24 protein-coding genes and 2 pseudogenes are annotated in these 24,333 nt (G+C 70.1%); 12 read left to right on the top strand and 14 right to left on the bottom strand.

Annotated elements, in window-relative coordinates; translation table 11 throughout:
• Nucleotides 1–830 precede the first annotated feature (830 nt).
• A pseudogene (locus OG917_RS15375) lies at nucleotides 831–1,441 on the bottom strand (hypothetical protein); the annotation flags it as partial.
• Nucleotides 1,442–1,659: 218 nt separating this feature from the next.
• Here OG917_RS15375 and OG917_RS15370 point away from each other — a divergent pair.
• Nucleotides 1,660–2,226: a hypothetical protein gene (locus tag OG917_RS15370; RefSeq protein ID WP_328318168.1), complete on the top strand. Its 567-nt coding sequence runs from the start codon at nucleotides 1,660–1,662 to the stop codon at nucleotides 2,224–2,226.
• 122 nt (nucleotides 2,227–2,348) lie between these two features.
• Here the strand turns inward: OG917_RS15370 and OG917_RS15365 are convergent, their stop codons facing one another.
• Nucleotides 2,349–2,597 (bottom strand): hypothetical protein, encoded by a 249-nt coding sequence (locus OG917_RS15365; protein WP_328318167.1) that lies wholly within the window; start codon nucleotides 2,595–2,597, stop codon nucleotides 2,349–2,351.
• 75 nt (nucleotides 2,598–2,672) lie between these two features.
• On the opposite strand from OG917_RS15365, the gene OG917_RS15360 reads away from it, so the two are divergent.
• Entirely contained in the window at nucleotides 2,673–4,859 is a 2,187-nt protein-coding gene (locus OG917_RS15360) for an alpha/beta hydrolase (RefSeq protein WP_328318166.1), read from the top strand.
• Nucleotides 4,860–4,913: 54 nt separating this feature from the next.
• Nucleotides 4,914–5,246, top strand: coding sequence for a hypothetical protein (locus OG917_RS15355; protein WP_328318165.1), 333 nt, complete (start codon nucleotides 4,914–4,916; stop codon nucleotides 5,244–5,246).
• A gap of 547 nt (nucleotides 5,247–5,793) precedes the next feature.
• Here the strand turns inward: OG917_RS15355 and OG917_RS15350 are convergent.
• The 3 genes and pseudogenes from OG917_RS15350 to OG917_RS15340 all read right to left on the bottom strand — a co-directional run.
• The gene (locus OG917_RS15350) at nucleotides 5,794–6,006 is read right to left on the bottom strand and encodes a DUF397 domain-containing protein (protein ID WP_328318164.1); all 213 of its coding nucleotides are present in this window, start codon (nucleotides 6,004–6,006) and stop codon (nucleotides 5,794–5,796) included.
• A 24-nt stretch (nucleotides 6,007–6,030) separates the two neighbouring features.
• Nucleotides 6,031–6,243: a DUF397 domain-containing protein gene (locus tag OG917_RS15345; protein ID WP_328318163.1), complete on the bottom strand. Its 213-nt coding sequence runs from the start codon at nucleotides 6,241–6,243 to the stop codon at nucleotides 6,031–6,033.
• Nucleotides 6,240–6,632, bottom strand: a pseudogene (locus OG917_RS15340) (Scr1 family TA system antitoxin-like transcriptional regulator); the annotation flags it as partial. The gene OG917_RS15345 and the pseudogene OG917_RS15340, both read right to left, overlap by 4 nt.
• On the opposite strand from OG917_RS15340, the gene OG917_RS15335 reads away from it, so the two are divergent.
• Complete coding sequence (locus tag OG917_RS15335; protein ID WP_328322309.1) at nucleotides 6,613–7,107, top strand: hypothetical protein; 495 nt, start codon at nucleotides 6,613–6,615, stop codon at nucleotides 7,105–7,107. The pseudogene OG917_RS15340 and the gene OG917_RS15335 overlap by 20 nt on opposite strands.
• 30 nt (nucleotides 7,108–7,137) lie before the next feature.
• Nucleotides 7,138–8,346, top strand: coding sequence for an eCIS core domain-containing protein (locus tag OG917_RS15330; RefSeq protein WP_328318162.1), 1,209 nt, complete (start codon nucleotides 7,138–7,140; stop codon nucleotides 8,344–8,346).
• A gap of 27 nt (nucleotides 8,347–8,373) precedes the next feature.
• Here OG917_RS15330 and OG917_RS15325 read toward each other — a convergent pair whose 3' ends face one another.
• Nucleotides 8,374–8,811: a VOC family protein gene (locus tag OG917_RS15325; protein ID WP_328318161.1), complete on the bottom strand. Its 438-nt coding sequence runs from the start codon at nucleotides 8,809–8,811 to the stop codon at nucleotides 8,374–8,376.
• A gap of 169 nt (nucleotides 8,812–8,980) precedes the next feature.
• Between OG917_RS15325 and OG917_RS15320 the strand changes: the two genes are divergently transcribed.
• On the top strand, nucleotides 8,981–9,127 hold the full coding sequence (locus tag OG917_RS15320; protein ID WP_328318160.1) for a hypothetical protein: 147 nt from the start codon (nucleotides 8,981–8,983) through the stop codon (nucleotides 9,125–9,127).
• A gap of 43 nt (nucleotides 9,128–9,170) precedes the next feature.
• On the opposite strand, the gene OG917_RS15315 is transcribed toward OG917_RS15320, so the two are convergent.
• Complete coding sequence (locus OG917_RS15315; RefSeq protein ID WP_328318159.1) at nucleotides 9,171–10,877, bottom strand: DNA repair helicase XPB; 1,707 nt, start codon at nucleotides 10,875–10,877, stop codon at nucleotides 9,171–9,173.
• A gap of 85 nt (nucleotides 10,878–10,962) precedes the next feature.
• On the opposite strand from OG917_RS15315, the gene OG917_RS30645 reads away from it, so the two are divergent.
• Nucleotides 10,963–11,751 carry a VanZ family protein gene (locus OG917_RS30645; protein ID WP_443058962.1) on the top strand — a complete coding sequence of 263 codons (789 nt, stop codon included), beginning with the start codon at nucleotides 10,963–10,965 and terminating at the stop codon, nucleotides 11,749–11,751.
• Here OG917_RS30645 and OG917_RS15305 read toward each other — a convergent pair.
• Nucleotides 11,714–14,248 (bottom strand): helicase C-terminal domain-containing protein, encoded by a 2,535-nt coding sequence (locus OG917_RS15305; RefSeq protein WP_328318158.1) that lies wholly within the window; start codon nucleotides 14,246–14,248, stop codon nucleotides 11,714–11,716. The genes OG917_RS30645 and OG917_RS15305 overlap by 38 nt on opposite strands.
• Before the next feature lie 347 nt (nucleotides 14,249–14,595).
• Here OG917_RS15305 and OG917_RS15300 point away from each other — a divergent pair, with 347 nt between their 5' ends.
• Nucleotides 14,596–15,774 (top strand): hypothetical protein, encoded by a 1,179-nt coding sequence (locus OG917_RS15300; RefSeq protein ID WP_328318157.1) that lies wholly within the window; start codon nucleotides 14,596–14,598, stop codon nucleotides 15,772–15,774.
• Nucleotides 15,775–15,964: 190 nt separating this feature from the next.
• Nucleotides 15,965–16,474, top strand: coding sequence for a DUF4232 domain-containing protein (locus OG917_RS15295; protein ID WP_328318156.1), 510 nt, complete (start codon nucleotides 15,965–15,967; stop codon nucleotides 16,472–16,474).
• Nucleotides 16,475–16,573: 99 nt separating this feature from the next.
• On the opposite strand, the gene OG917_RS15290 is transcribed toward OG917_RS15295, so the two are convergent.
• The 4 genes from OG917_RS15290 to OG917_RS15275 form a co-directional block, all read right to left on the bottom strand.
• On the bottom strand, nucleotides 16,574–17,548 hold the full coding sequence (locus OG917_RS15290; protein WP_328318155.1) for an ABC transporter substrate-binding protein: 975 nt from the start codon (nucleotides 17,546–17,548) through the stop codon (nucleotides 16,574–16,576).
• Between the two features lie 96 nt (nucleotides 17,549–17,644).
• On the bottom strand, nucleotides 17,645–18,523 hold the full coding sequence (locus OG917_RS15285; RefSeq protein WP_328318154.1) for an ABC transporter ATP-binding protein: 879 nt from the start codon (nucleotides 18,521–18,523) through the stop codon (nucleotides 17,645–17,647).
• Nucleotides 18,520–19,572: a FecCD family ABC transporter permease gene (locus OG917_RS15280; RefSeq protein ID WP_328321907.1), complete on the bottom strand. Its 1,053-nt coding sequence runs from the start codon at nucleotides 19,570–19,572 to the stop codon at nucleotides 18,520–18,522. Before OG917_RS15280 ends, OG917_RS15285 begins: the two co-directional genes overlap by 4 nt.
• A 44-nt stretch (nucleotides 19,573–19,616) precedes the next feature.
• Nucleotides 19,617–20,621, bottom strand: coding sequence for a FecCD family ABC transporter permease (locus OG917_RS15275; RefSeq protein ID WP_328318153.1), 1,005 nt, complete (start codon nucleotides 20,619–20,621; stop codon nucleotides 19,617–19,619).
• Nucleotides 20,622–20,708: 87 nt separating this feature from the next.
• Between OG917_RS15275 and OG917_RS15270 the strand changes: the two genes are divergently transcribed.
• Nucleotides 20,709–21,350, top strand: coding sequence for an HAD family hydrolase (locus tag OG917_RS15270; protein ID WP_443058961.1), 642 nt, complete (start codon nucleotides 20,709–20,711; stop codon nucleotides 21,348–21,350).
• On the opposite strand, the gene OG917_RS15265 is transcribed toward OG917_RS15270, so the two are convergent.
• Complete coding sequence (locus OG917_RS15265) at nucleotides 21,320–21,601, bottom strand: hypothetical protein (protein WP_328318151.1); 282 nt, start codon at nucleotides 21,599–21,601, stop codon at nucleotides 21,320–21,322. The genes OG917_RS15270 and OG917_RS15265 overlap by 31 nt on opposite strands.
• 150 nt (nucleotides 21,602–21,751) lie before the next feature.
• Here OG917_RS15265 and OG917_RS15260 point away from each other — a divergent pair, with 150 nt between their 5' ends.
• Complete coding sequence (locus tag OG917_RS15260; RefSeq protein ID WP_328318150.1) at nucleotides 21,752–22,135, top strand: cold-shock protein; 384 nt, start codon at nucleotides 21,752–21,754, stop codon at nucleotides 22,133–22,135.
• 105 nt (nucleotides 22,136–22,240) lie between these two features.
• Here the strand turns inward: OG917_RS15260 and OG917_RS15255 are convergent, their stop codons facing one another.
• On the bottom strand, nucleotides 22,241–22,684 hold the full coding sequence (locus OG917_RS15255; RefSeq protein ID WP_328318149.1) for a MarR family winged helix-turn-helix transcriptional regulator: 444 nt from the start codon (nucleotides 22,682–22,684) through the stop codon (nucleotides 22,241–22,243).
• A 159-nt stretch (nucleotides 22,685–22,843) separates the two neighbouring features.
• Between OG917_RS15255 and OG917_RS15250 the strand changes: the two genes are divergently transcribed.
• Nucleotides 22,844–24,307 carry an MFS transporter gene (locus OG917_RS15250; protein WP_443058960.1) on the top strand — a complete coding sequence of 488 codons (1,464 nt, stop codon included), beginning with the start codon at nucleotides 22,844–22,846 and terminating at the stop codon, nucleotides 24,305–24,307.
• Nucleotides 24,308–24,333: the final 26 nt, after the last annotated feature.

The following is a 24,333-nucleotide window of genomic DNA, read 5'->3' as shown; positions in this document are numbered from 1 at the left end:
GGTTTCCGTCCGGGCGGCGGCGCTCCCTGGGGGAGGCGGGGGAAGGGGCAATTGTAGTCGGGGTGGTGGGGGTGGGGCCAACGGGTTTTCCGTACCGGCTCCCCCTTCTGGAGGGGCCGGTCACTTGCCCCGTGCTGCCGGGCCCGGCGAGGATCGACTGCGAATCCGCCGGCTACGGAAACGGAACGTACAGATGCCGAGGCGTGGGCGCCCCGGAACGTCGCCCTCGCGCTCGTCGCCGTGCTCATGGCCGCGGGGTGTTCCCGCACGCCGGACCCGGGCCGCCAGGCCGGGCCGAGGGCGTCGGGCCCGAGCTATCGCCAGGCGATGGATCTGAGGTATCCGGACGCCCTGAAGGCTGTGAAGTCCACCCTGTCGAAGGAAGAAGTCCAGGAGATTCCGGGCGGGACCACTGAGTGCGGTGGACCACCTCGAAGCGGCCGGAGATGCCGACCAGAGCCTTGTGCTCATCGGACACCGGGTGGTGCGGGCTGCTGCGGCGCCGGGCAGAGGGACCGCAGCCGATTTGCGACGGCATAAAGGTGTCCTTAAGGGCTGTCCCGTAATCCCCGGCGGGCGCACGACGACAGCTACGGCGCCTCGCCGCGTTGTCGGAACGCCCGAATACATCCAGTATGCGAGCGCCCCTCCGCCTTGCGATGCACCGCATCTGACGCCCCGCGCTGATCCACCAGGGATTACGGGACAGCCCTTAGCGAGTTCCCCAACCACGAATATCTGCCCCGGTGCACGATCTTGCCCAGCTCGGTGACACCCGGGCGGGCATAGGGCCAATCCGTCCACCCTGATCCGCCGGACCAGGACTCGTTTCACCGATTGATGGTCTGGATCTCCTGCACGGTCATATCTTGAGTAGTCTGGAAATTGCCATTCGGAAGGACTCCCTTTGCCCCGCTGGTCCCTTGCCAGGAGATCTCCCATGTGACAGACGCGCTGAGCTGGTACGGCTGTCCCGTGGTGGCTCCCAGATAGCTGATGCCGCATGGCGGGGTTCTGTCGGAATGGCCTTCGCATACGGGGTGCCGATAGAACCGTCGTGGCCGATCTGGCAATCACCGGAGGCCGGAAACGTCTCTTCGTTCTGTGTGCCGGGATCCGGATGCAGAGCTACGGGCTTGGCCGTAGTCATCGCCCACAGCGGGGTGTTGGGCAACTCTGCCCGGACCTTGACCTCCTTGAAGGTAGCCCTGTCCAGCCAGATCCAGGTCGGCAGATTTACCGTGGACCTGAGCGTGGGTTCTACCTCGATCTTGGTATCCGGGACTCGGATTTTGTCGTAGGCGTAGTCGGCAAGAATCTCGGGGGTGGGTGCATTCGGGTCGTCGGGGAGGGTGCCGGCGTCCTGCCAGAACATCGTCTCCGAGCAGTCCATCGCACCTATATCGCCCTCATGCCCCTTGCGGACCACGTCGCGCCAGAACATGCACGAAACCCCACCGTGCACCGCAAGCTCGGGCAACGCTGATTTTGGTGTGCGGGACAGACGGCCAGGCCGTGCCGACCCCTCCGTCTTCGACGCCCGCCACAGCCGTTCCGGGTAAGTTCTAGGCAGATCCCGGAAGTTCTGATGACGCAGCCGTTCCGGCAACAAGCTTCCACGCCGACCCGTCGCACCCCACCAGGCAAAGGAACGTTCAGATGCATAGCCGTGATCCCCGGAATGTCTCGCTTGCGCTCCTTGTCGTGATCACGGCCGCCGGGTGTTCCGGTAGCCCGGACTCGGGCCGTCAGGTCGAGCCGAAGGTTTCGGGCCCGAGCTATCACCAGGCTATGGACCTGATGTATCCCGATGCCTTGAAGGCGGTGAAGTCCACTCTTCCGAGAGAGGAAATCCAGGAAGTCCCTGGTGGGAACACGGAGTGTGGTGGATCCGACGTCGTCGACGGCAAGGACGCGAGCAAGCTCATCGCCACCAGTACGGTGCGGGTTGGTACACGGCCGGCGGAACACCGGAAGTCTGTCGCACTGGTGGATCAGGTGGCCGCGCGGTTGAAGTCCATGGGGTGGAGGGCCGAGAGCGGGCGACCCACCACATCACCGGGCGAACCCGGCGGTGTGGAGAGGCAGATGAAGAAGCCCGACGTGGACGGCACGGCGATCATCTCGGCCGCGCCGTTCCGGCTCACGTCCGGGAAGATCTCCCAGACCGTTGCTGTGCAGGTGGTGACGGGGTGCCTGCGCAACCCGGCCTGGCACAAGAGCTGATGCGTCTCCGTGCGAGGCGGACAAGGTGACGGTTGCGTCGTTACGACTCGCGGCACGGGGGCCCTCCTGGATGGCTCCCGCCACGGATGTGGAACAGGCGCCGACCGCTTCGATGCCCCCGGCTACTGCCTTTTCCCGGGGCTGTCCCCGGCCTTCTTCTCCTTCTCGGCCTTCCTGTCGATCTCCGCTGCCGAGGTACTCAGACGCTTCGCGCGCACGGCCAGCCCACCCCGTACATCGCTTGCGTTCGGCCCGGTCCATCGTTCGCCGGACTTGGCATGTTTGTCGGAGGCGATGGCGACGGGGTCGTCGAGGAGCGATCTCACGTCCTCCGCGAGCTTGCGTAACTTCCCGGCTTCGGTCGTTCCCATCAAGACCCCTAGTTCACCGCACTGTTTGCAGAATCGATCACCATCGAGGAGCGCGAGGCACTACGGTACTAGCACATGGGGATGGTTTTCGCGGATCCGGATATGCTCGACCGACTGGCCAAGTCGCTGGACAGTAAAGCGGATTCAGTTCCTCAACTTATAAGTCGGGCAGCGACTCTCGGGGTGTCCGACGATGTTTCAGGTCTGACTGCCGTAGGCAGCTGGCTGCGTGACACCGCACGCGATCTGCGCCGACGTGCGACCATCCTCAGAAGCCCGTCGGAATCCCCGTTCGACTCTCTCTCGACCTTCGGCCTGCCCACCGCTCTCGCTGAGTCATCCGGTGCAGGCCACAATCTTGACACCGCTCTGCAGAAGATCCTTGCTCAGCATGTGCACGATACGCCGAAGCAGCGCGCGCAAGCTGTCAAGGACTACTTCGCCACACTGTCCCCGCAGCAGCAGGCGGCGCTTGCTGCAACCGACCCCAAAGCTGTTGGGAACCTCGACGGTGCGCCGGCCAATGTGCGGTTCGCGGCCAATCGTATATCGATCCAGAAGGAATTCAAAGAGGAGTCCAAGCTCCTGCAGGGGCTCGCACCGAACGATTCCGCGTATAAACGTACCAAAGACCGCGTCGACGCACTCAGGTCCTTCCTTGATTTGCGTATCAAATCCTTTGTCGACCCGAAGACCAACAAGGTCACCCAGGCTGAGGTTCCACGGCAGTTCCTCGTCTTCGACGCTCACTTTGGATCGACGTCCGACCCTAAATCGGCACCTTTTCCTGACGGTCGAGTAGCGGAAGTGGTGGGGGATCTCGAAAATTCCAAGAATATCGCATTCCGTATCCCTGGGATCACTAACCGTCTGGACAACTTTAACGGTTTCAGTAACGGTGGGTATGAACTCGCTCAGGACAGCAAGGGAATCGAGCAGCGGGACACCGCAGTCGTGAGCTGGCTCGGCTACGACACCCCGGAAATCGGTGATTCCGTGGATCCGGCAAAGGCGGTCGTCGGAGGAAATGAACTCAGCTCATTCGAGCAGGGTATCTCGGTCAATCTGGAACCCGGTGCTACCAAGAGTATCTTCGCGCACAGCTACGGCACTCTTGTGACGAGTAAGGCGCTCCAGGGTGGATTGAATGACGCAGCCAATGTGACTTTTATGGGGAGCCCGGGTTTAGGGTCGAATATACATTCGGTGGCGGACTTTCATCTGTCAGGCACCAAGTTCTACGCGATGCGGGCGTCGGAGGACCCCGTTTCGTACACGCAGGGGCTAGGGGACGACCCTGCTGATTTCAAGGACATCACCCGGCTCGGCACCACAGGATCCACTGGTCACTCTCAGTACTACAACCGAGGCACCGAATCTCTGTCCAACATGCAGCGCCTTCTGTTCGGGGACACGCACCAGCTGACCTTCACCCACACCTCGCTCGACGAGGAGATGACCGGGGCAGCCGAGATCCGGGAGCTGGTCGCGTTCTTGCACGAGCGGGTGCCCGCCGATGTGGTCAGCAGGATGGGCGGCGACCTTGACCCCATCGTTCAGAACTATCTCAATGGCAGATGCGGGCTCACCGACATCATCAGGCCCTTGAACGGCGTGCTCAACAAGCACAACATGCTGGACAAGGTGGAGCCGGAGGCGCTCGTCGGAGAGATCAATAATCTGGCCGGTGATCTGGCATACAAGCAAGCTTTCAAAGCGGCCAAGGAGCATGGTGCACCTGATTTCGCCGCTGAAGCCGCGGGCAAGACGGCGAAATTGGCCGCCAAGCCGTTGCTGGATCTCGCTACCTTTCCGGTACTTAAAGTTCTGGAATTTGATCGTCTCCAGAACAATGCACGGCAATTGTTCGGGGATGTCGCAACGGGAGGGAAGGATGTATTCCGGTCCGGTTCGGAAATGGTTACCGGAGTCGAGAAGGACGGCGGCAGGATCCTCGACGACAGCCTGGACCTGGGTGTCGGCCTGCTGAATGGTGGTGGAAAGGTTTACTCCGACCTTGGCGACACCCTTATTCACCCGTCCCACGGGGTGGGTAACGTGACCGACATCATCAAGTCGCTGGACGATTTGAGGGCGAGTGAGGTCGAGAAGGGGAGGAGCGTCCTCGGCTCACTCGACGACGCGCAGGACACTGTGCTGGATAAGGGCGGTGACATGATCGGCAGCGGCCTGGATGCCGGGAATAAATCTCTCAGTAAAGGAAAGGACCTCTTGGACTCGGCCATCAAATTTGCTTTCTGAGTGCACATTTATCCGATTGCGTATTTCGCTGAATGTATGCGGGAAGGAGGCGGAGTGACGCATGACCGCGGCAGCGACCAGCTCGCCGACGCCGTCAGGTCCGTACTGACCGCTGTGCTGGCCGACCCGACGACGATGGACCTCCCCTCTGTAGTGTCGGCGGAGGGCGTGGCAGTGACTGCGTTCGACGCGGCCGATAGCAGGACGGTGCAGGAGCTCACCAATGCGCTCGTCGATCAGTTGAACAGCGCCGGCTGGACTGTCGACGACCGACGGCGGAACGACGAGGATCCGTTGCTCTACGCAGCAACGTCCGATGCGGGCGGTGGCGCCTTCAGTGTCCAAGCCACTGCGATCTCCTTCAACGGCCTGGTGGACCAGGGCTGACGGCGCGGACGCCGCCACACCGAAAAATAAAAGAAAGATGGACGAAGGTTCTGCGCATGACCCTTGAGGAAGCCCGCCGTACGGTGGCGTCCGAACTACGTGCCGCTATCAGGGCCGCCTCCTCCGGGGCGGTTCATCCCCCCGACGAATTCGAGTCGGCTTACGTACGGATTGCGGGTTGGGACCCCGGAGAGGCGCGATCCAATGACGCGTTACTCCGTCGAAGTACGGGATACCTGGCCGAGTGTGGGTGGCAGGTCCTCCCTGAGGCAACCGACAGCGAGGACCGCTCGGCGTTCGTCTCCAGGGCCGGGCTGGTGGAAGGCCGCCTTTACGCGTCCAACAGGGCGCTGACGTTCACCGGTACTTTGACGGAGGTCGGACGTTAGGAACGACGCCGGGTCGGAAAGCGCAGGATTGCGGAGCTGCTGGATCCGTACCGGGGGTGGCCCGGAGGCCGGGAGGACTTGCCGGTCTGAGTTGCCCCGCCGTGCAGTGCACAGCGGGGCAGCCCTGAACCGAACCGCTGCCTGTCGGCCGGGGGTGGTCAGACGGCGCCGATCTCTCCGGCCTTGACGCCTGCCACGAAGGAGGCGAAGGAGCTGGTGCGGAAGTCCAGGACCGGGCCGCTCGGGTTCTTGGAGTCGCGGACGGGGACCGTGCCGCGCGCGGCGATCAGGTTGGCAGCGACCTCGATGCACTGGCCGCCGTTCTCGCTGTGCGAGGACTTGAACCAGCGAGGGGAGAGTTCGGTCGTCACGGGGTGCCCTTTCGTGGCGTGCGGTCAGACGGTGTTGAACTCTCCGCTTTTGATGCCCGCTATGAACGAACTGAACGAGCTGGTGCGGAAGTCCAGGACCGGGCCGCTGGGGCTCTTGGAGTCGCGGACGGGGACGATGCCGTGCGGGGCGATGAGGTTGGCGGCGATCTCGACGCAGGCGCCGCCGTTGTTGCTGTACGAGGATGTGAACCAGCGGGGGGTGAGGTCGGTCGTCACGGGGTGCCCTTTCGTAACTGGCTGATCATGGCCACAGACGACGTCTGAGAGCGTGCTTCGGCCTGCAACTGATGGTAGGCCGTGAGCATCGGCAGCACGAGCGAGCTTTCGCGTTCGAGATGGCCCCGGTGTGCCGACTCGGCGTACGACATGAGCTGGCGGTCCGGAAGCGTCAGGATGTACAGCGGTAGGTCGAACGGGCGGTGTTCGCCCATGTTGTACGGGGCGACCTGGAGTACCGTATTCGGCAGCTCGGCGAACTCGACCAGGCTCGCCAACTGCGCGTCCATGACGCCGGAGCCGCCGACAGGCCGACAGATGCCGTGTGCTGCGCGGGCGGCACTGGCGGACCGAGCACGAGGGGGAGCTGTGACGCACTCGCTGGTCCGGCTGGTCCGCGCCGCGGGATCCGTGCAGGTCCTGCTGAGGCGGCGCTTTCCCCGCATCATGCGCGTGCTCGCCCCGCAACGGGCCGAGCTGCCCGCCCTGTTCGCCGAACTGCAACGGATCGAGTCGGACCTGGCGTACCGCGTGCGGTTCTTCGCGGGGCTGAACGCTGCCATCGCCGAGCGGAACGCGGCACGTGTGGCCGAGCTCGAAGCACTCCGCACGGCAGTCGATCAGCTGCGCGGCCCGGCCTGCTCCGCCGGCGGCGCACGTTCCGTGCACCCCGCTGCCGACCGGGCCGGCCGTACCCGCCGGTCAGGCCTTGAGCCGGTGGGTTCGCCGCCGGTGGCGGAGTGGTCCCGCCCGATCGAACCGCCGGTCGCCGGCCAGGGACCTCAAGTCTGCCTCTTCGGACCTGGATTCTGCCCTTGGGCACCTGGATTTCCCCCGTCGGACTGGCGTAGAAAAGCAAGCTGACCACCGGTGTGAGCAGAGCTGAGGAGAGCTATGGAATCCGCACAGCGCGAGGCGCCCGAAGGGAAAAGGGGAACGGCCCGCCACCAGCGCCCTGCGGAACCAGCGCGGACAGCCCCCCGGGGGATCCTCGGACTGCAGAGCACCGCGGGCAACGCGGCCGTCGTCCAGATGTTGCGGCAGGCCGGACACGAGGTGGACCGGGAGCTGCACGAGCACGGCGCCGGCTGCGGTCACCAGGCAGCCACGCCCGCGGTGCAGCGCTCCACCGCCCAGGACGTCCTCCGGCAGCCGGGAAGCCCGCTGGAGAGCGGGGTCCGCGCCGAGATGGAAGCCCGCTTCGACACCGGCTTCTCCGACGTCCGTATTCACGCGGGAAGCGCCGCGCAGGCTTCGGCGGCCGACTTGGGGGCGCGGGCGTACACGTCCGGCAGCCACGTCGTCATAGGCCAGGGCGGCGGGGACAAGCACACCCTCGCCCACGAACTCACCCACGTCATCCAGCAGCGCCAAGGCCCGGTCGCCGGTACGGACAACGGCAGCGGGCTGCGGGTGAGTGACCCCTCCGACCGGTTCGAGCGCGAGGCCGAGGAGAACGCCCATCGGGTGATGAGCGGGTCGGTCTCGGCCAGGACCTCCGATTCCGCCGGGAGTTCCGCGGGGGGCGGCGATACGTCGGAGGAGGCCCAGCCGACGATTTCCCGGGCCATCCAGCGGGCCTACGGAGGCCGCCACAAAGTCTCCTACGCTTCTTCGTCGAAGAGCGGAGTGGGCAGCTACATGAAGGCCGAACTGCACCCCGCGTCCGTGAAATACGGCGGGAAGCCGAAGGTCAAGCCCAGTTGGTGGCCGAAGAAGGGGACGCCGACCGGGGACTGGTTCGCCAAGTACATGGTGCAGGGCCACCTCCTCAACGACAACCTCGGCGGCCCGGGCGACACGTTGGACAACCTGACGCCCCTCACCAAGGGCGGCAACCGCAAGCACCACGAAATGACCGAGTACAACGTCAAGGACGAGATCAAAGCCGGCCGCGTCGTCGTGTACACGGTGGAGGCCGTGTTCGACGGACAGGTGACCGGCGCGAGTCTGGGGGCATCGGGCGCGGTGGCGGCGGAGATCGACAAGTACTACGCGCAGTCGATCCCCACGTACCTCAACTGCCAGACGACCGTCTACGACCCGAAGACCGGGAAGGAAATGTACGGCGAGGGATGGATCGTGCACAACACGATGGCCTGAGGGCCGCCCGCCCCCGGCGCAGGCTCATCACAGCACGCAGAACTCGTTGCCCTCCGGGTCGGCAAGGACCAGATGGTCCGGCCTGCCCCGGAGGGCCTCCTCGCTCAGCACCTTCGCCCCGGCGGCGGTCAGCCGCTCGGCGGCGGCCAGCACACGCGGCCACCGCACCTCCCAGGGGGTGTCACGGCCGCCGCCCGCCTGAACGTCCAGGTGCAGCCGGTTCTTCGCCGCCTTGCGCTCCGGCACCTTGAGGAAGGAAAGGCCGGGGGCGGCCCCGTCCGGGTCGCTGAGGTAGGCGCCGTCGTCCCACTCGGCCTCGGGGACGCCGTGGTGCGTCAGCCACTCCGGCCAGGAGGCGAACCCCTCCGGCGCCGGCCGCTCGACGTATCCCAGTGCCGCCGCCCAGAACCGGGCCAGCGCCGCCGGGTCCGTGCAATCGACGGTCAGACTCCACCGGATCGCCACGTGTGCCTCGCTCTCCTCGCGTGCGGAACGCGGCCCGGCCCGTCGCGGCCGGTCCCTCCTGGCACCTGTCCCGTAGGGGACCCCATGGGACTTGAGTCGTACGCGGCAGTCCGGGGCGCTCCGACCAGAGCCTGACGCGTCACGACCGCCGGAAAACCATCATGGCTGCATGACCACAGCAACCGCCACCGCGCCCCGCTCCTCCGCCGTCCGTGCCCCCGGGGCCCGGTCCGTGCACAGCGCCCTCCGCGCGGTCGGGGCGTTCGCCTCCGCCGCCTTCAGCGTCGTGATCCTCGGCGAGCACGGCCGCCGTTGAGGGCCGCCCTCACCCAGGTGACCCGGTCAGGCATGTGACCCGGTCAGGCAGCCGGCCCGTCGTCCGACTCGGTCGGGTCCGTCAGGTCCGTCACGTCCTTGGAACCCGCCGAGCCCGACAGCAGCTCGTCCGCGTCCACGATGCGGTACGCGTATCCCTGCTCGGCCAGGAATCGCTGCCGGTGCGCCGCGAAGTCCTGGTCGATCGTGTCCCGGGCCACCACCGAGTAGAACCGCGCCTCGTGCCCGTCCGCCTTCGGACGCAGCACCCGGCCCAGCCGCTGCGCCTCCTCCTGACGTGAGCCGAAGGTCCCGGAGACCTGGATCGCGACCGTCGCCTCCGGAAGGTCGATCGAGAAGTTCGCGACCTTCGAGACGACCAGCACGCTGATCTCCCCCTCACGGAACGCCCCGAAGAGCTTCTCGCGCTGCGCGTTCGTCGTCTCGCCCTTGATGACCGGGGCGTTCAGATGCTCGCCCAGCTCGTCGAGCTGGTCGATGTACTGGCCGATGACGAGGGTCTGCTCACCCTGGTGCTTGCGGACCAGCGCCTCGGTGACCTTCCGCTTGGTCGCGGTCGTCGCGCAGAAGCGGTACTTCTCCTCCGCCTCGGCCGTGGCGTACGCGAGCCGTTCCCGGTCCGTCAGATTGACCCGGACCTCCACACAGTCGGCGGGCGCGATGTAGCCCTGCGCCTCGATCTCCTTCCACGGCGCGTCGAACCGCTTCGGCCCGATCAGCGAGAAGACGTCCGACTCGCGGCCGTCCTCCCGTACGAGCGTCGCGGTGAGCCCGAGCCGCCGCCTGGCCTGCAGATCGGCGGTGAACTTGAAGACCGGTGCGGGCAGCAGGTGCACCTCGTCGTAGATGACGAGGCCCCAGTCGCGCGAGTCGAACAGCTCCAGGTGCGGGTAGACGCCCTTCCTGCGGGTCGTGAGCACCTGGTACGTGGCGATGGTGACCGGGCGGATCTCCTTCTTCGTACCGCTGTACTCGCCGATCTCCTCCTCCGTGAGGGAGGTCCGCTTCACCAGCTCGTGCTTCCACTGCCGGGCCGAGACGGTGTTGGTGACCAGGATCAGCGTGGTCGCCTTTGCCTCGGCCATCGCGCCGGCCCCGACCAGGGTCTTTCCCGCGCCACAGGGCAGCACGACGACGCCGGAGCCGCCGTGCCAGAAGTTCTCCACGGCCTGCCGCTGGTAGGGCCGGAGCGACCAGCTCTCCTGGTCCAGATCGATCTGGTGCGCCTCGCCGTCGACGTACCCCGCGAGGTCCTCCGCGGGCCAGCCCAGCTTCAGCAGCGTCTGCTTGATCTGCCCCCGCTCGGAGGGGTGCACCGCCACCGAGTCGGGGTCGAGACGGGCGCCGACCAGCGGGGCGACCTTCTTCGAGCGGAGGATCTCCTCCAGCACCGGCCGGTCGGTCGAGGTGAGCACGAGGCCGTGGACGGGGTGCTTGGAGAGCGTGAGCCTGCCGTACCGCGCCATGGTCTCGGCGACGTCCACCAGGAGCGCGTGCGGCACCGGGTAACGCGAGAACTCGACCAGCGCGTCGACGACCTGTTCGGCGTCGTGGCCCGCGGCGCGCGCGTTCCACAGGCCGAGCGGCGTCAGCCGGTAGGTGTGGATGTGCTCGGGCGCGCGCTCCAGCTCCGCGAACGGCGCGATGGCACGACGGCAGGCGTCCGCCTGGTCGTGGTCCACCTCCAGGAGCAGTGTCTTGTCGCTCTGGACGATGAGTGGTCCATTCACGCCTTGAGTCCCTTCGCGCCGTGAGGCCTTTCGGTACGGCCAAACCACCAGTGTCGCGCATCCCGGCCGGGGTACACGCTGCGTCATGGACTCCGAACCGCGACTGCAGCGCCGTACGTGGGCATCGGCCCTGATGCGCACCCTCGTGTTACTGATCGGTTTCGTCTGCATGGTCGGCTTCGCTGTCGCCCTGGCGAAGGTGACCCTGGTGCCGTCCGCGGCCTCGGTGGACCTCACGCACACGAACCTCACACCCGGCGATTCGATCCGCACCTACATCGACCAGCCGGCCTTCCGCGACACGGTGAAGCAGATCGGCGGCAACCTGCTGCTCGGGGTGCCCTTCGGGGTGCTGCTGCCCGTACTGATCCCCAAGGCGCGCGGACTGCTGCGAGTGGTGCTGGTGACCGCCGTGGTGATGCTCCTCGTCGAGACGGCGCAGGGGCTGCTGATCACCGGACGCGCCTTCGACATCGACGACGTGATCCTCAACACGGCGGGCGCGCTGATCGGCTATCTGATCCTCGGCCGGCGGCTCGGACGGGCGCTGCACCCGCGGCGCACGCACTGGTGGCAGCGGAAGCCCCGGGAGGCGCCCGCGGAGCGGGAAGCACGCGGTCCGGACGCCGGCCGGGTGCCGGGGACCCGGCGCAGGCCCGCGCTGCCCGCCGCGCTGCGCTCCAGGACGGCCGCGTCGAGGACCGGCGCGAAGAAGCCCGCGGGGAAGAAGCTCGCGGGGAAGAAGCCCGCGAAGACGGCGGGGAAGTCCGCCGGTACGGCGAAGCGTGCCGCGGCGGGCGATCCGCCCGCGAAGGGGCCCCGCTGGTGGTCCACGCTCAGGACGGGCCGTCGGTCAGCTCCGCAACGCCCGTGATGCGGTGCAGCGGATACGTCCGGACGTCGTCGGCGGTGTGGTCGTACGCCGTGACGAAGCCGCCCTCGACCCGGACCGGCGCGATCACCCGCTTGCTGGCCGCTCCGTCCGCGTTGACGTAGCCGATCCAGAGCGCCGCGCCCGTCATCGCCGCCGCCTGGACCGTCGCGAGTGTCTCGGCGGCCGGGGTGCGCGGCAGGTCGCCGTACTCGGGCACCGGCGCGTGGACCACCGTGGCCGCCGTGTCGCCCGCCCTGATCGCTCGCAGCGCCGCGCCGAGCAGGACGTCGTCGGGGACCGGCGGGCCCTCGGGCACCGGCGCGGGCGCGGTGCGCGGCGGGGTGCGGTAGGCGTCGGCACGGGTGATCATGACATCGCCGTCGGCGGACTCGGCGGCCGGGGCGAACCCCATGGCGCGCAGCCCTTCGAGCAGCCCGGCCGGGTCGGCCATGGAGGCCAGCACCGTGGGCGCCAGGCGGCGCAGCCGCAGCGACTGGGAGCGGGTGTCGGCCAGGATCTCGCTGAGGACGGCGTCGTCGTCGCAGCGCACGTACGAGGAGGCGGCGCCGACCCGCAGGTGGCCGTGTTTCCTCGCGACGTCGTCGATCAGATACGTGAGGGGCTGCGGCACCGGGGTACGGCTGTGGGCGGCCAGGAAGGCGTGCAGGTCGGTCGCTGTCTGTCCGGCGTCGAGCGCCCTGCGCACCGAGCCCGCGGTGAAGCGGTAGACGGTGGCGCCGCCCTTGGACTCGATGTCGGCCGCCACCCCGAGCAGCGCGGCGAGCGGACGCTCCAGCGGTCCCGGGGCGACGGCGGTGAGGTCGGCCTGGAGGAGGACGTGGTCGAGCGGCTCCGGGATGAGCGGGGTGATCGCTTCGGCGGCGCGTACGCGGGCGGCGGCGATCTCGGCGGTGGACGGCGCGGGGTGCGGCCCGGTGCCGGGAGTGGAGTCGCCCAGCAGCGCCCTGCCGTGGGTGGAGAGGGCGCCGCGGCCGGTGATGCCCAGCAGCTCCGTCTCGTTCAGCGTCCACTGGGCGATACGGGACCGCAGATCGCCGACCGCGGTCGCGCCGTGGGTGTGACGGGCCGTAGGGATGTCCGCGGTCGCTCCCGGGCCGGTACTCCGGCCGGAGGCGGTGCCGCGGACGGGGCGCTCCCAGCGCAGCCGGACGAGCAGGGACTCCGGGTCGGGTGCGGTCCCCTCGGGGAGGGTGGCCATCAGGGCCAGGATCCTGCGCCGCACCTCGGGCGCGGCGGCGCGGTCCAGCTCGGGGCCGAGCGTGGACAGGGCGCGGCCCTTGGGGTCGAGACCGCCGATCAGGCCCGGGGTGCGGGTGGCGGTGAGCCAGGCGGTGACCAGGGCGGCCCAGCGGTCCTGGGCGGGTGATTCGAGCCAGGCGTCGTACGCGGGGGTGGCCGCGAACCGCTCGTCGGCCGCGCCGTCGGCCGCCAGCAGCCCGGCCGCGTAGGCGAGTTCGACCCAGAAGGCGGCCAGCGGCTCGCTGACGTCCAGGGCTGCCGCGGTCCGTTTCAGGTCGCGGACGCTGAGCCCGCCGGAGCGCATGACGGCGGGGCCGCCCTCGTCCCAGTCCTTGAACAGGTCCTCGATGGTGGAGAGCGCGGTGAAGGCCTGTCCTGCCGCCGCCGCGTCCACAGCCTGTGGACCGTACTCGCGGGCGGGCACCACGGCGGGCGGCCGTGGCTCGGTGCTCCGGTGCGCGCGCCCGGCGCGCAGGTGCAGCGCTGCCTCCCGGGGGAGCACCACGGTGCGCGCGCTGGCGGGCAGCAGCAGCCCGTGATCGCGCAGCCACTGCACGGGCCGGGTCGGCGCCGCGGCCACTTCGCCGTACGGCGGGCCCCAGACGAGCCTGCTCAGAACGTTCAGCGACTCGGTCGGCGCCTCGTCGAGCAGCGCGGACATCCGGGCCGGGTGGGTGAACAGCGCGGTCAGCGCGGTGACCGCGGAGACCGAGTCGTGGGTGCCGGCGAGGCCGACGGCGGTGACGATCTCCTGGACGCGGCCGGGGGACATCCCGACCGTGGCCTCCGCCACGGTCGGTCCGAGGCCCGTCGGGGAGGGGTGCGTCGGGGAGGGGGCGAGGAGTTCGCGGGCGGTGCGGACGAGCCGGAGCCGGTCGTCCGTGCCCCAGATCAGAGCTTGTTCGCGGAGCCGTTCGACCGCTGCGGGCAGTGCGGCAGCGACCTCGGGGTCCGATTCGTCCCCGGCCATGAGGGCGAGGAGCGTCTCGTACGGGGCGGGGTCGGGCGCGACCGCCAGCGCCTCCGCCGTCTGGAGCGTGAACCGGTCGAGGTGTTCCAGCGCCCGCACGACCGATGCGCGGGTGCCCGCCCGGGTCGCGAGCTGGCTGAGATCACTGGGCACCGGCGTCAGCAGATCGGGCCGTGCCCGCAGCAGCCCGCTCAGGGATGCGTCGTCGCGGTTGCGCAGGGCCTCCGCGAGGGTGCGCGGTGGCGTGCTGCGTGTTCGTTCCGGCACGTGCGCCTCCCATAGTGCGGACGGGTCCCCATCCGGCCCACGTTACTGAGATTTGCGGGCAGATGGCGCACCGCCCCACGTTGGAGGCGATGACTTCGCCCGGTGCGGGCAGGCAGGACACGGGACGGGCCGGCGGAAAGCGCGCGGGAAACGGCCCGCGGCTGCTGCCCTTGCCAGGGCCGCAAAAGGGGCGCAAAAGGGGTGGAAAGCGAGAGGGGCGAGGAGCGGAAGGAGCGGGGCGGAACACGTGACCGCCGGGAAAGCGCGGGAAAGGGGCCGGGGAGCCCGGACGGTGCGCAGTGCGGGCGCTACGGTCGGTGCAGAGCGGCGTGAAGGGGTGCGACTCCGTGGGGATCGAGAGCGATCAGCTCGTCTACGACTATCTGAGCCGGGTCGGCGACCTGGCTCAGCGGCAACTGACCTCGGCCGACCGGATGCGGCTGGTCTCCTCGCTGCGCGGCGAGATCGACCGGCAGCGCGCCGGGGCCGACGCGGACGGCGAGGCCGCCGTACGCCGCATCCTCGGCCGGCTCGGTACGCCTGCCGAGCAGGTGGCGGCGGCGACGGGCGGCGGGCCACCGCCGGGCGCGGCGGCGGATCCCGTACGGGACCGGGCGCGGCGCATGCCGGGCCCGCGGAGGAGCCGGCGGGACGACAGCGACCCCAGCGGTGGCGGGGGCGCGGCGGAGCCGGCGGTGGGCGACGGCGCCGGGACGGGCCTCGGCAGGACGGGCCTCGGCAAGGTGGGGCTCGGCAAGGTGGGGCTCGGCAAGGCGGGAACCGGCAGGCCGGGCCCGGGCAGGACCGGTCCGGGCGGCGGCGGATGGGGGCTGGGCAGGGGCGAGAAGGCCGAACCGCCGGCCCCGCGTTCGACGGCCGCCTCACCCCCGCACCTGGCGGGCGAGGACGAACTGGGCCCGTCCGGCGCCGAACCTGACTGGTGGCGCATCGACTCGGGTCCCTTCGGCGCGGGTGACGCGGTGCCCGGCTTCACGGGCGGGGTGGAGATCCCCGAGATACTGAAACCGCCGCCGGACACCGAGCCCGGTGACGAGGAGGACGGCGACGGCGAGCCCGGAGGGGGCGTCGCCGGAGGCGAATCCGTGGAGGCGCAGCCGCGCCGGAGGTCGCTGCTCGGCCGGCGCCCGGCCGGGGAGGGCGGCGGCGCGGTCCGGGCGGTCGCGGGGGGCTTCTCCAGTCCCTTCCTGCTGCTCGCGGCGGCGCTGCTGGTGATCGGCGCCGTACTCGGCTCGCTGATCGCGCTCGGGGCCGGCTGGCTCCTCGCGTACCTCTCGCGCAGGCTCAGCCGCGCCGAGGCGAAGTGGGCGGTGCTCGGCCTGCCGGGGCTGGCCCTGACGGGCGGGGTCGTCTGGCTGTGGGGGCGGACCGACGGCCGCTGGGGCGCGCCGATCCCGCCGCACGGGATGGGCGACGCGATCTCCGGGGCCTGGCCGGTCGTGCTGCGGGTGGCGGCGGTTGCCTCCGCGCTGTACCTGGTGTGGCGGGCGCGCCGGCGGCTGACGTAGGACGTTGAGCCGGACGGGTGGCCCCCGCACCGGGGGCCGTTGAGCGGCGAAGGGCCCTCCGGGCGGCTGTAACAGGCGCGTTGCTTTCCCGTGACGATCTCAGGTCGGTGCACCGGGCAAGCTGTTCGCAGACAGGGGTTCAGCGGGTTCCACCGGCCGGACCGTGAGCTGATACGAAAGTGAGCTGGCCATGGGTATGTCTCGCAAGTTCGTCGTGACGGTTGCCGCCACCGCTCTGGCAGGAGCCGCCGGCATGGGGGTCGCGCAGGCCTCCACCACGACTCACACGGCTGCCGCGACCGTCTCGGCCTGCCGCCCGGCGAACCACACTGCGAAGATCACTCCCGATGCGGCCAGCGCCGGGCACAGCCACTACCGGGTCACGCTGACCGCCGCGCCGAACACCCTCTCCTGCAAGCTGGCAGGTTCGCCCAGCGGGGTGCGCTTCCTCAACCACGGTGCCAAGGCCGGGGTCACCCCCAAGGCGTACGGCAGCCAGAGCACCGCGGTGACCTTCGGCCCCGGTCACCCGGTGCACTTCGACATCCAGGTCCCCAGCGCCGCCGCCGGCAAGAAGGCCAACGAGGTCGCGTTCACGCTCCGCACCCCCGACGGGGTGATCCCCGGTGAGTCCTTCGCGGACGGCTCGCTCTCCGTCGCCGCCGGCACCCAGATCGGCGCCGTGCAGGCCGGATCCTGAGGCACCCGCGCAACCCCGGGCACGTCCACCGTGCCGCCTGTGCCGCCGCCCCGAGGGCCGGCGGCACAGTGCTGCGGCGGCGATCACCGGCCGGGCCGGTCACCCCCGGGTGAGGTCGGCCCGCAGTTCGTCGAGGATCCTGTCGGCCGCCGTGTAGCCGATGCCCTGGATCCACAGCTGGTCGTCGACGCCGAACGCCTTCCCGTCCCGCACCGCGGTCAGGCCCTTCCACAGGCCGCTCCGCGTGGTGCTGGTCTCCTTGGCCTTCGCCGGGTCGCCGTAGGTGGAGTGGAAGAGGACGTCCGCGTCGGCCAGGTCGATCCGCTCGGGGCTCACGTCGTACGAGAAGCCGTCCTCGGCCTTGTCGGTGATGGCCGGCCGGCCGACGCCGAGGTCGGTGAGGACCGTGCCGATGTAGTTCTTCCTGCCGTAGATCCGGATGTCGGCACCCTCCACGAACCGCACCACGCCGACCTTCGTGGCGGCTGCCTTCGCGGGCCCGCCGAGTGCGGTCACGACCTTCCGGATGTGTGCGGCGTACGCGGTGACGGTCCTCTCCGCCTCGGCCTGCCTGCCGAGCGCCTCGGCGTGCACCCGGAAGTTCGCCTTCCACGGGTAGCCGGTGTTCTCCGTCATGACGGTCGGCGCGATGGCGCTGAGCTCGCCGTACTTGTCGCCGTGGCGGATCTTGCTGGTGAGGATCAGATCCGGCTTGAGCGCGGCGATGGCCTCCAGGTTCGGCTGTGCCAGCGCGCCGACGTCCTTCGTCCCGGCCACCGCGGACCTGGGGAGATAGTCGGGGAAGCCGGACTTCGCATCGGCGTGGGTGGCGCCGACCGGCTTCACGCCGAGCGTGATGGCCGAGTCCAGCTCGGCGGTGTCCAGGACGACGACCCGGTGCGGATGGTCGGGGACCCGTACGTCTCCCATGGCGGTCTTCATGGTGTGGGTGGCGACCGCCCCCGCGGGCGGCTTGCCGCTGCTGTCGCCGGAGCCGCAGGCGGTGAGTGCCAGCGCCCCGGTCAGGAGGAGCGCGCTCGCGGCGGTACGGCGACGGCGGAGTAAGTGCTTCATGAGGAGCCCTTTCGACGGCGTTCCAGCTGGGTCCCGGGCGAGCGGAGTCCCGGTGCCGGCGGAGCCCCGGGCGGGCAGGCCCCGGGCCGGCAGGTCTCAGACGCCGACTGCACTGTCCCCGGTGTCGGCGCCGGTGGCTACCGCCGCGCCGGTCTCCTTACCCGCGTTCCACGGCGCCCCCGCCACGACCAGCGGCGATCCGGTCACCGGGTCGGGGATGACGAGCGATTCCAGGCCGAACACCTCCCGTACGAGCTCCGCGGTGACGATCTCGGCGGGGCGGCCCTCGGCGACGATCCGGCCGTTCTTCATGGCCACCAGGTGGTCGGCGTACCGGGCGGCCTGGTTGAGGTCGTGCAGCACCGCGACGACGGTCCTGCCGCGCTCCTTGTTGAGGCGGCGGACCAGGTCCAGCACCTCGACCTGGTGGGCGATGTCGAGGTAGGTGGTGGGCTCGTCGAGCAGGAGCAGATCCGTCTCCTGGGCGAGTGCCATCGCGATCCAGACGCGCTGGCGCTGTCCGCCGGAGAGCTCGTCCACGGCCCGCTCGGCGAGGGCCGTGATGTCGGTGCGCTCCATCGCCCCGGTGACGGCGCGTTCGTCCTCGTCCGACCACTGCTGCCACCAGTGCTGGTGCGGCTGGCGGCCCCGGGCGACGAGGTCGGCGACGGTGATCGCCTCGGGCGCCGAAGGGGACTGCGGGAGCAGCCCGATCGACTGGGCGATCTTCCGGGTGGGGGTACGCGCGAGCTCGGCGCCGTCGAGCAGCACCGCCCCGCTGCGCGGCTTGAGCAGCCGGCCGAGGGCCCGCAGCGTGGTGGACTTCCCGCAGGCGTTGGGCCCGACGATGACCGTCACCTGCCCGTCCGGCACGGCCAGGTCGAGCCCGTCGACGACGGTGCGGTCGTCGTAGGCGAGGGTCAGCTCGCGGGCCGTCAGCCTGGACGGCGTGGTCGTCGGCGGACTGCTGGTCATGCGTTGCCTCCACTACGGCCGCGGGCGCCGTGATTCTTCGCGATCAGCCAGATCAGATACGGGGCGCCGACCGCCGCCGTGAGGACGCCCACCGGCAGTTCGGTGGGCGCGAGGAGCTTGCGGCCCAGCAGGTCGGCGAGCACGACGATGAACGCCCCCATCAGCGCCGAGCAGAGCAGCGGGATCTGTGCGGTCCTGGTCATCCGCCGGGCGATCTGCGGCGCGAGCAGCGCCACGAAGTCGACGGGCCCGGCGGCGCCGGTCGCCACCGAGGCAAGGACGACGCCGAGCAGTACGAGTCCGAGCCGCACCCGCCCGAGCCGGATACCCAGGGCGGTCGCCGTGTCGTCGTCCATGGACACGGTGCGCTGGGCGTACGCGGCCCACAGCACCGCAGGCACGAGCACGATCAGCACCCAGCCGAGCAGCCCGGCCTGGCTCCAGCCGCGGCCGTTGAGCGAGCCGGTGAGCCAGATCTGGGCCTGCTGGGCCACCAGGTAGTCGCCCTTGGTCAGGAAGAGCTGGGTGACGGAGCCCAGCGCGATGGCGAAGCCGATGCCGATCAGGACGAACCGGGTGGCGTGCAGCCCGCCGCGCCAGGCGAAGACGTAGACGAGCGCGGCCGCGGTGATCCCGCCGATGACCGAGAGGTAGGGCAGGACGGCGGTGGAGGTCACCCCGAGGGACATCGCGCCGACGGTGAGCGCGCCGGCGCCCTTGCTGATACCGATGATGTCGGGGCTGGCCAGCGGATTGCGGGCGACGGTCTGGATGAGTGCCCCGGCCACGCCGAAGGCGGCGCCGACGAGCAGCCCGACGACCATGCGGGGCAGCCGCAGGGTGCCGACGACGAGTTCGTCGGGCGATGGCCTGCCGAGGATGACCTTGACGACTTCACCGGGGGCGATGAACTCCTCGCCGACGCACAGGTACGCGACGCAGGTGGCGGCCAGCAGCACCGCCAGTGCGACGGCGACGGCCGCCGCCCGCCGGTGCAGCAGGAAGGTCCCGCCCCCGGCCCGTACGAGCGAGTACCCCGCGGGGCGCATACCCGCCCCGGTGCCGGGCGCGGTCGTGGTGGGAGCAGCCGGTGTCACGCCGGGACCGCCTTCCGGCGTACGAGGGTCACCAGGAACGGCACCCCGATGAGCGCGGTCATCACTCCGGCCGGTACCTCGCTCGGCGGGAAGACGACCCGGCCGACGGTGTCCGAGACCAGCAGCATCACCGGGCCGATGAGGGCCGCCATCGGCAGCACCCAGCGGTGGTCGCTGCCGACGATCGCGCGGGCGATGTGCGGCACCGCGAGGCCGATGAACGCGATGGGTCCGGCGGCGGCGACGCCGACCCCGGTCAGTACGGTGGCGCCGATGCCGCCGACGATGCGTACGGTCGCGACCTTCTGGCCGAGCCCCTTCGCCATGTCGTCGCCCAGCGCCAGAGCGTCGAGGCCGCGTGCGACCGAGGCCACGAGCACCACGCCCACCAGAAGGAACGGCCAGATCTGAGCCACGATGCCGGTGTCACGGCCGCTGACCGAGCCGACCTGCCAGAAGCGGAACTCGTCCAGCGCCGACGCCTTGGTGGTCAGGACCGCCTGCACCACCGAGACCAGCAGCGCGTTGATCGCGGCGCCGCCGAGCGCGAGCTTCACCGGGGTGGCGCCGCCGCGTCCCCGGGAGGCGATGGCGTACACCGCGACCGATGCGAGCGCCGCCCCGGCGAAGGCGAACCAGACGTACCCGGTGAGCGAGTGGATCCCGGCGAAGGCGATGGCCAGCACCACGCCGACGGATGCGCCCTGGCTGATGCCGAGGATGCCGGGGTCGGCGATGGGGTTGCGGGTGATGCCCTGGAGCACGGTCCCGGCCAGGGCGAGCGCGACGCCCACCATCAGACCGATGAGGGTGCGCGGCACCCGCAGTTCGCGGACGACCTCGGCGGTGTTGCTGTGCCCGCCGTGCAGCAGCGCGTCGATCACCGCTGACGGCGCGATGGCCCGTGCCCCGACCGCGAGACTGAGCAGGACCGCCAGCAGCAGGGCCACCACGGCGGCAGCCGTCCAGGCGATGCGGCGGCGGGCCACGGGAGTTGACATCTGACCCATTCCGAAGGTTGGTAAGGCTTGGCTAAGTCTATGCTCGGCCGCTTGCGCCCCCACGGTCAGGTGCCGGACGGAGGGAGGATGGAAGGCATGTCTTCTCACCCCCTGACGGTCGGCTTCGACCTGGATATGACCCTGATCGACTCCCGGCGCGGGATCCACGCCGCCTACCAGGTACTTTCCGCCGAGACCGGGACGTACATCGACGCGGACCTCGCGGTCACGCGGCTCGGTCCGCCGCTGGAGACGGAGCTGGCCGAGTGGTTTCCGGAGGGCCAGATTCCGGCGATGCGGGACCGCTACCGTGAGATCTACCCCACACACGCGATCGAGCCGTCCACGGCGATGGCGGGCGCCGCCGACGCGGTGGCCGCGGTACGGCGGCTCGGCGGCCGGGCGATCGTCGTCACCGCCAAGAACCAGCCGGACGCCGTGCGCCACCTGGTCCACCTCGGTATCGAGCCGGACGCCGTCGTCGGCTGGCTCTGGGCGGAGGCCAAGGCCGGGGCGCTGCGCGAGCACGGCGCGTCGGTGTACGTCGGCGACCATGTCGGCGACGTGCGCGGGGCGCTCGCGGCGGGCGCGCTCTCGGTCGCCGTACCGACCGGACCGGTCGGCGCGGACGAACTGCGTGCGGCCGGGGCCGATGTGGTCCTGACGGACCTCACCGAGTTCCCCGCGTGGCTGGAGGGCTACGCGGCCGGGGTCGCCGCGGGTGCCTGACCCGCCATCGCGGCGCGTGCCTGCCGGCGCTGGTCCGCGACGGAGCGCAGCAGACCGGCCGCCGCGACGACGAAGCCCACGCCCATCAGCATGCACACGGCATACGCGATCGACGGGAACGGGTGCGTGCCGAGGAACAGCGGGGCCACCGTGACCAGCGTGGCCACGGCCCCGACGAAGAAGATGATCGCGCCGGCCTGGACCAGCCGGTCGCCGGAACGGGCGTCGGACGATTGGGTTTCATTGCTCACCCGGCCAGGGTAGTTCCCTGCGCGGAGGAACTACGCAGTGACGTCTTGTTACCGGTCCCCCGACCATTAGCCTGAGTCCCGGCGGGTCGAGCGACCCGCTGCAGTGCTATCCAGAGCCGTTTTCTACGACTACGAGGACGAGGACAGACGGTGCCCACCGGCAAGGTCAAATGGTTCAATTCGGAAAAAGGCTTCGGCTTTCTTTCCCGCGACGACGGGGGCGATGTCTTCGTCCACTCGTCGGTGCTCCCGTCCGGAGTCGAAGCCCTGAAGCCGGGGCAGCGCGTGGAGTTCGGTGTCGTCGCGGGGCAGCGCGGCGACCAGGCGCTGACGGTGACCATCATCGATCCCACTCCGTCGGTGGCAGCCGCCCAGCGCCGCAAGCCCGACGAACTGGCCTCCATCGTGCAGGACTTGACGACGCTCCTGGAGAACATCACGCCGAGTCTGGAACGTGGCCGCTACCCCGACAAGGCGGCCGGGGCGAAGATCGCGGGGCTGCTGCGCGCCGTGGCGGACCAGCTGGACGTCTGACCGTACGCACGCGGTCTCCCGGTGGGCCGGGGCGGGGAGCCTCCCGCCCCGGCCCACCGCTCGTCCGCCCACCGCTCGTCCGCCCACCGCTCGTCCGCCCACCGGTCAAGGCCGGGGCCAGGGCTGACCGATGATCGTCTCGATGCTGGTGTTGAAGCGCTCCAGTGCGGCCGCGAACACGTCGGCCTCCTCCGGTGTCCAGTCGGCGAGTACCCGGCGCAGGCCGACGACGGCGTCCTCGCGGTCCGCGCGCAGCTTCTTCGCGCCCTCTTCGGTCATGCGGAACTTCCGGGCGAGGCCGCCCTCCGGGTCGGGGATGCGCTCCACCAGCCCGGCACGGGTCATGGCGGCCGTCTGCCGGTTCAGCGTCGAGGTGTCCAGATCCAGCGCGTCGACGAGCTGCCCGATGGAGAGCGGGCCGTCGATCTCGATCCGGCAGAGCAGGATGTAGGCGCTGCGTTCCAGGCGGGTCGGCTCCGCCATGCCCATGTACCGGTACCGGGCCAGCAGGGTCATCTCCCGCTCGATGTTCTCGCTCGCCTGACGCACGAGGCGTCTCCTCTCCCGCGCTCTCCGCTTGTCCCGCTGTGCTGTCCCGGCCCGCCGTCCGGTGCCGGTTTGCATGTATAGCACGCGATATATGCATCATGCATAAGCTATGTATGATGCACACCCGCCGCCGAGTGTGCGGCCGAGAAGGAGGCCCCCGTGACCCCGACCGCCCCCGCGCAGCCACCCGCCAGAACCGGCCCCGTGGTCGCCGTCCTGGCGGGTGCGGGCATCGTCGCCGCGCTGATGCAGACCCTGGTCGTCCCGCTCATCGCGCAGCTCCCGCGGCTGCTGCACACCACGCAGGGCGACGCCTCCTGGGTCGTCACCGCCACCCTGCTCGCCGGCGCGGTCGCCACACCGGTCACCGGCCGGCTCGGCGATCTGTACGGCAAGCGGCGGCTGATGCTGGTCTGTGTCGGGCTGCTGGTGGCCGGCTCCCTGGTCTGCGCGCTGGCGGGCTCGCTCGCCCCCATGGTCATCGGCCGCGCGCTCCAGGGCACCAGCATGGGGATCATCCCGCTCGGCATCAGCGTGATGCGCGACGTCCTGCCGCCTGAGCGCGTCGGCTCGTCCATCGCGCTGATGAGCTCCTCGCTCGGCATCGGCGGCGCGCTCGGGCTCCCCATCGCCGCCGCGGTGGCGCAGAACGCCGACTGGCACACGCTCTTCTGGGGCTCGGCCGGACTGAGCGCGGTCCTCGGCGTCCTGGTCCTGCTCTTCGTCCCCCCGGCGCCGGTCCGCGCAGGAGGCCGGTTCGACTACCCGGGCGCCGCCGGTCTGGCCGTCGGCCTGGTGGCGCTGCTGCTGGCCGTCTCCAAGGGCGGCGACTGGGGCTGGGGCAGCGCGAACACGCTGGGCCTGCTGGCGGCGGCGATCGTCGTCCTGCTGCTGTGGGGCGCCTTCGAGCTCCGTACGGTGGATCCGCTGGTCGACCTGCGCACGACCGCGCAGCGTCAGGTGCTGCTGACCAACGTGGCCTCCGTCGTGGTGGGCTTCGCGATGTACGCCCAGTCGCTCGTGGCGCCGCAGCTCCTCCAGCTGCCGGTGGCGACCGGCTACGGCCTGGGCCAGTCGATGGTCGCGGCCGGCCTGTGGATGGCTCCGGCCGGGCTGGTGATGATGGCCGTCTCGCCGTTCGGCGCGAAGCTCTCGGCGGCCCGCGGCCCCAAGGTGTCGCTCCTCACCGGCTCCGTGATAACCGCGATCGGCTACGGCCTGGCGCTCGTCCTCATGGGCTCGACCTGGGGCCTGGTGGCCTTCGCGTGCGTGATCAGCGTGGGCGTCGCCTTCGCCTACGGCGCGATGCCGGCGCTGATCATGGGCGCGGTGCCGCTCTCCCAGACCGCGGCGGCCAATGGATTCAACTCCCTGGCCCGGTCGGTCGGGACATCGGTCTCCAGCGCGGTCATGGGCGTGGTGCTGGCCCAGATGACTGTGGCGTCCGGCGGCTTCACGATCCCGTCGGAGGCGGGCTTCCGTACGGCGTTCGTGATCGGCGGCGCGGTCGCGCTGGTGGCCGCGCTGGTGGTCCTGGCGATCCCGGGCCGCAGCGGGACGAAGCCGGGGCCGGCCGTGGAGGCGGTCCCGGTCGCCGGGAGCCCGAGCCCCTCGGGCGTCTGAGGCCGACCGGCGCGGTGCGGGACCCG

It is taken from the genome of Streptomyces sp. NBC_00388 (assembly GCF_036061255.1).
GTDB lineage: Bacteria > Actinomycetota > Actinomycetes > Streptomycetales > Streptomycetaceae > Streptomyces.
Note: the sequence above shows the minus strand (reverse complement) of the source record. Positions and strands in the feature narration are given on the sequence as shown.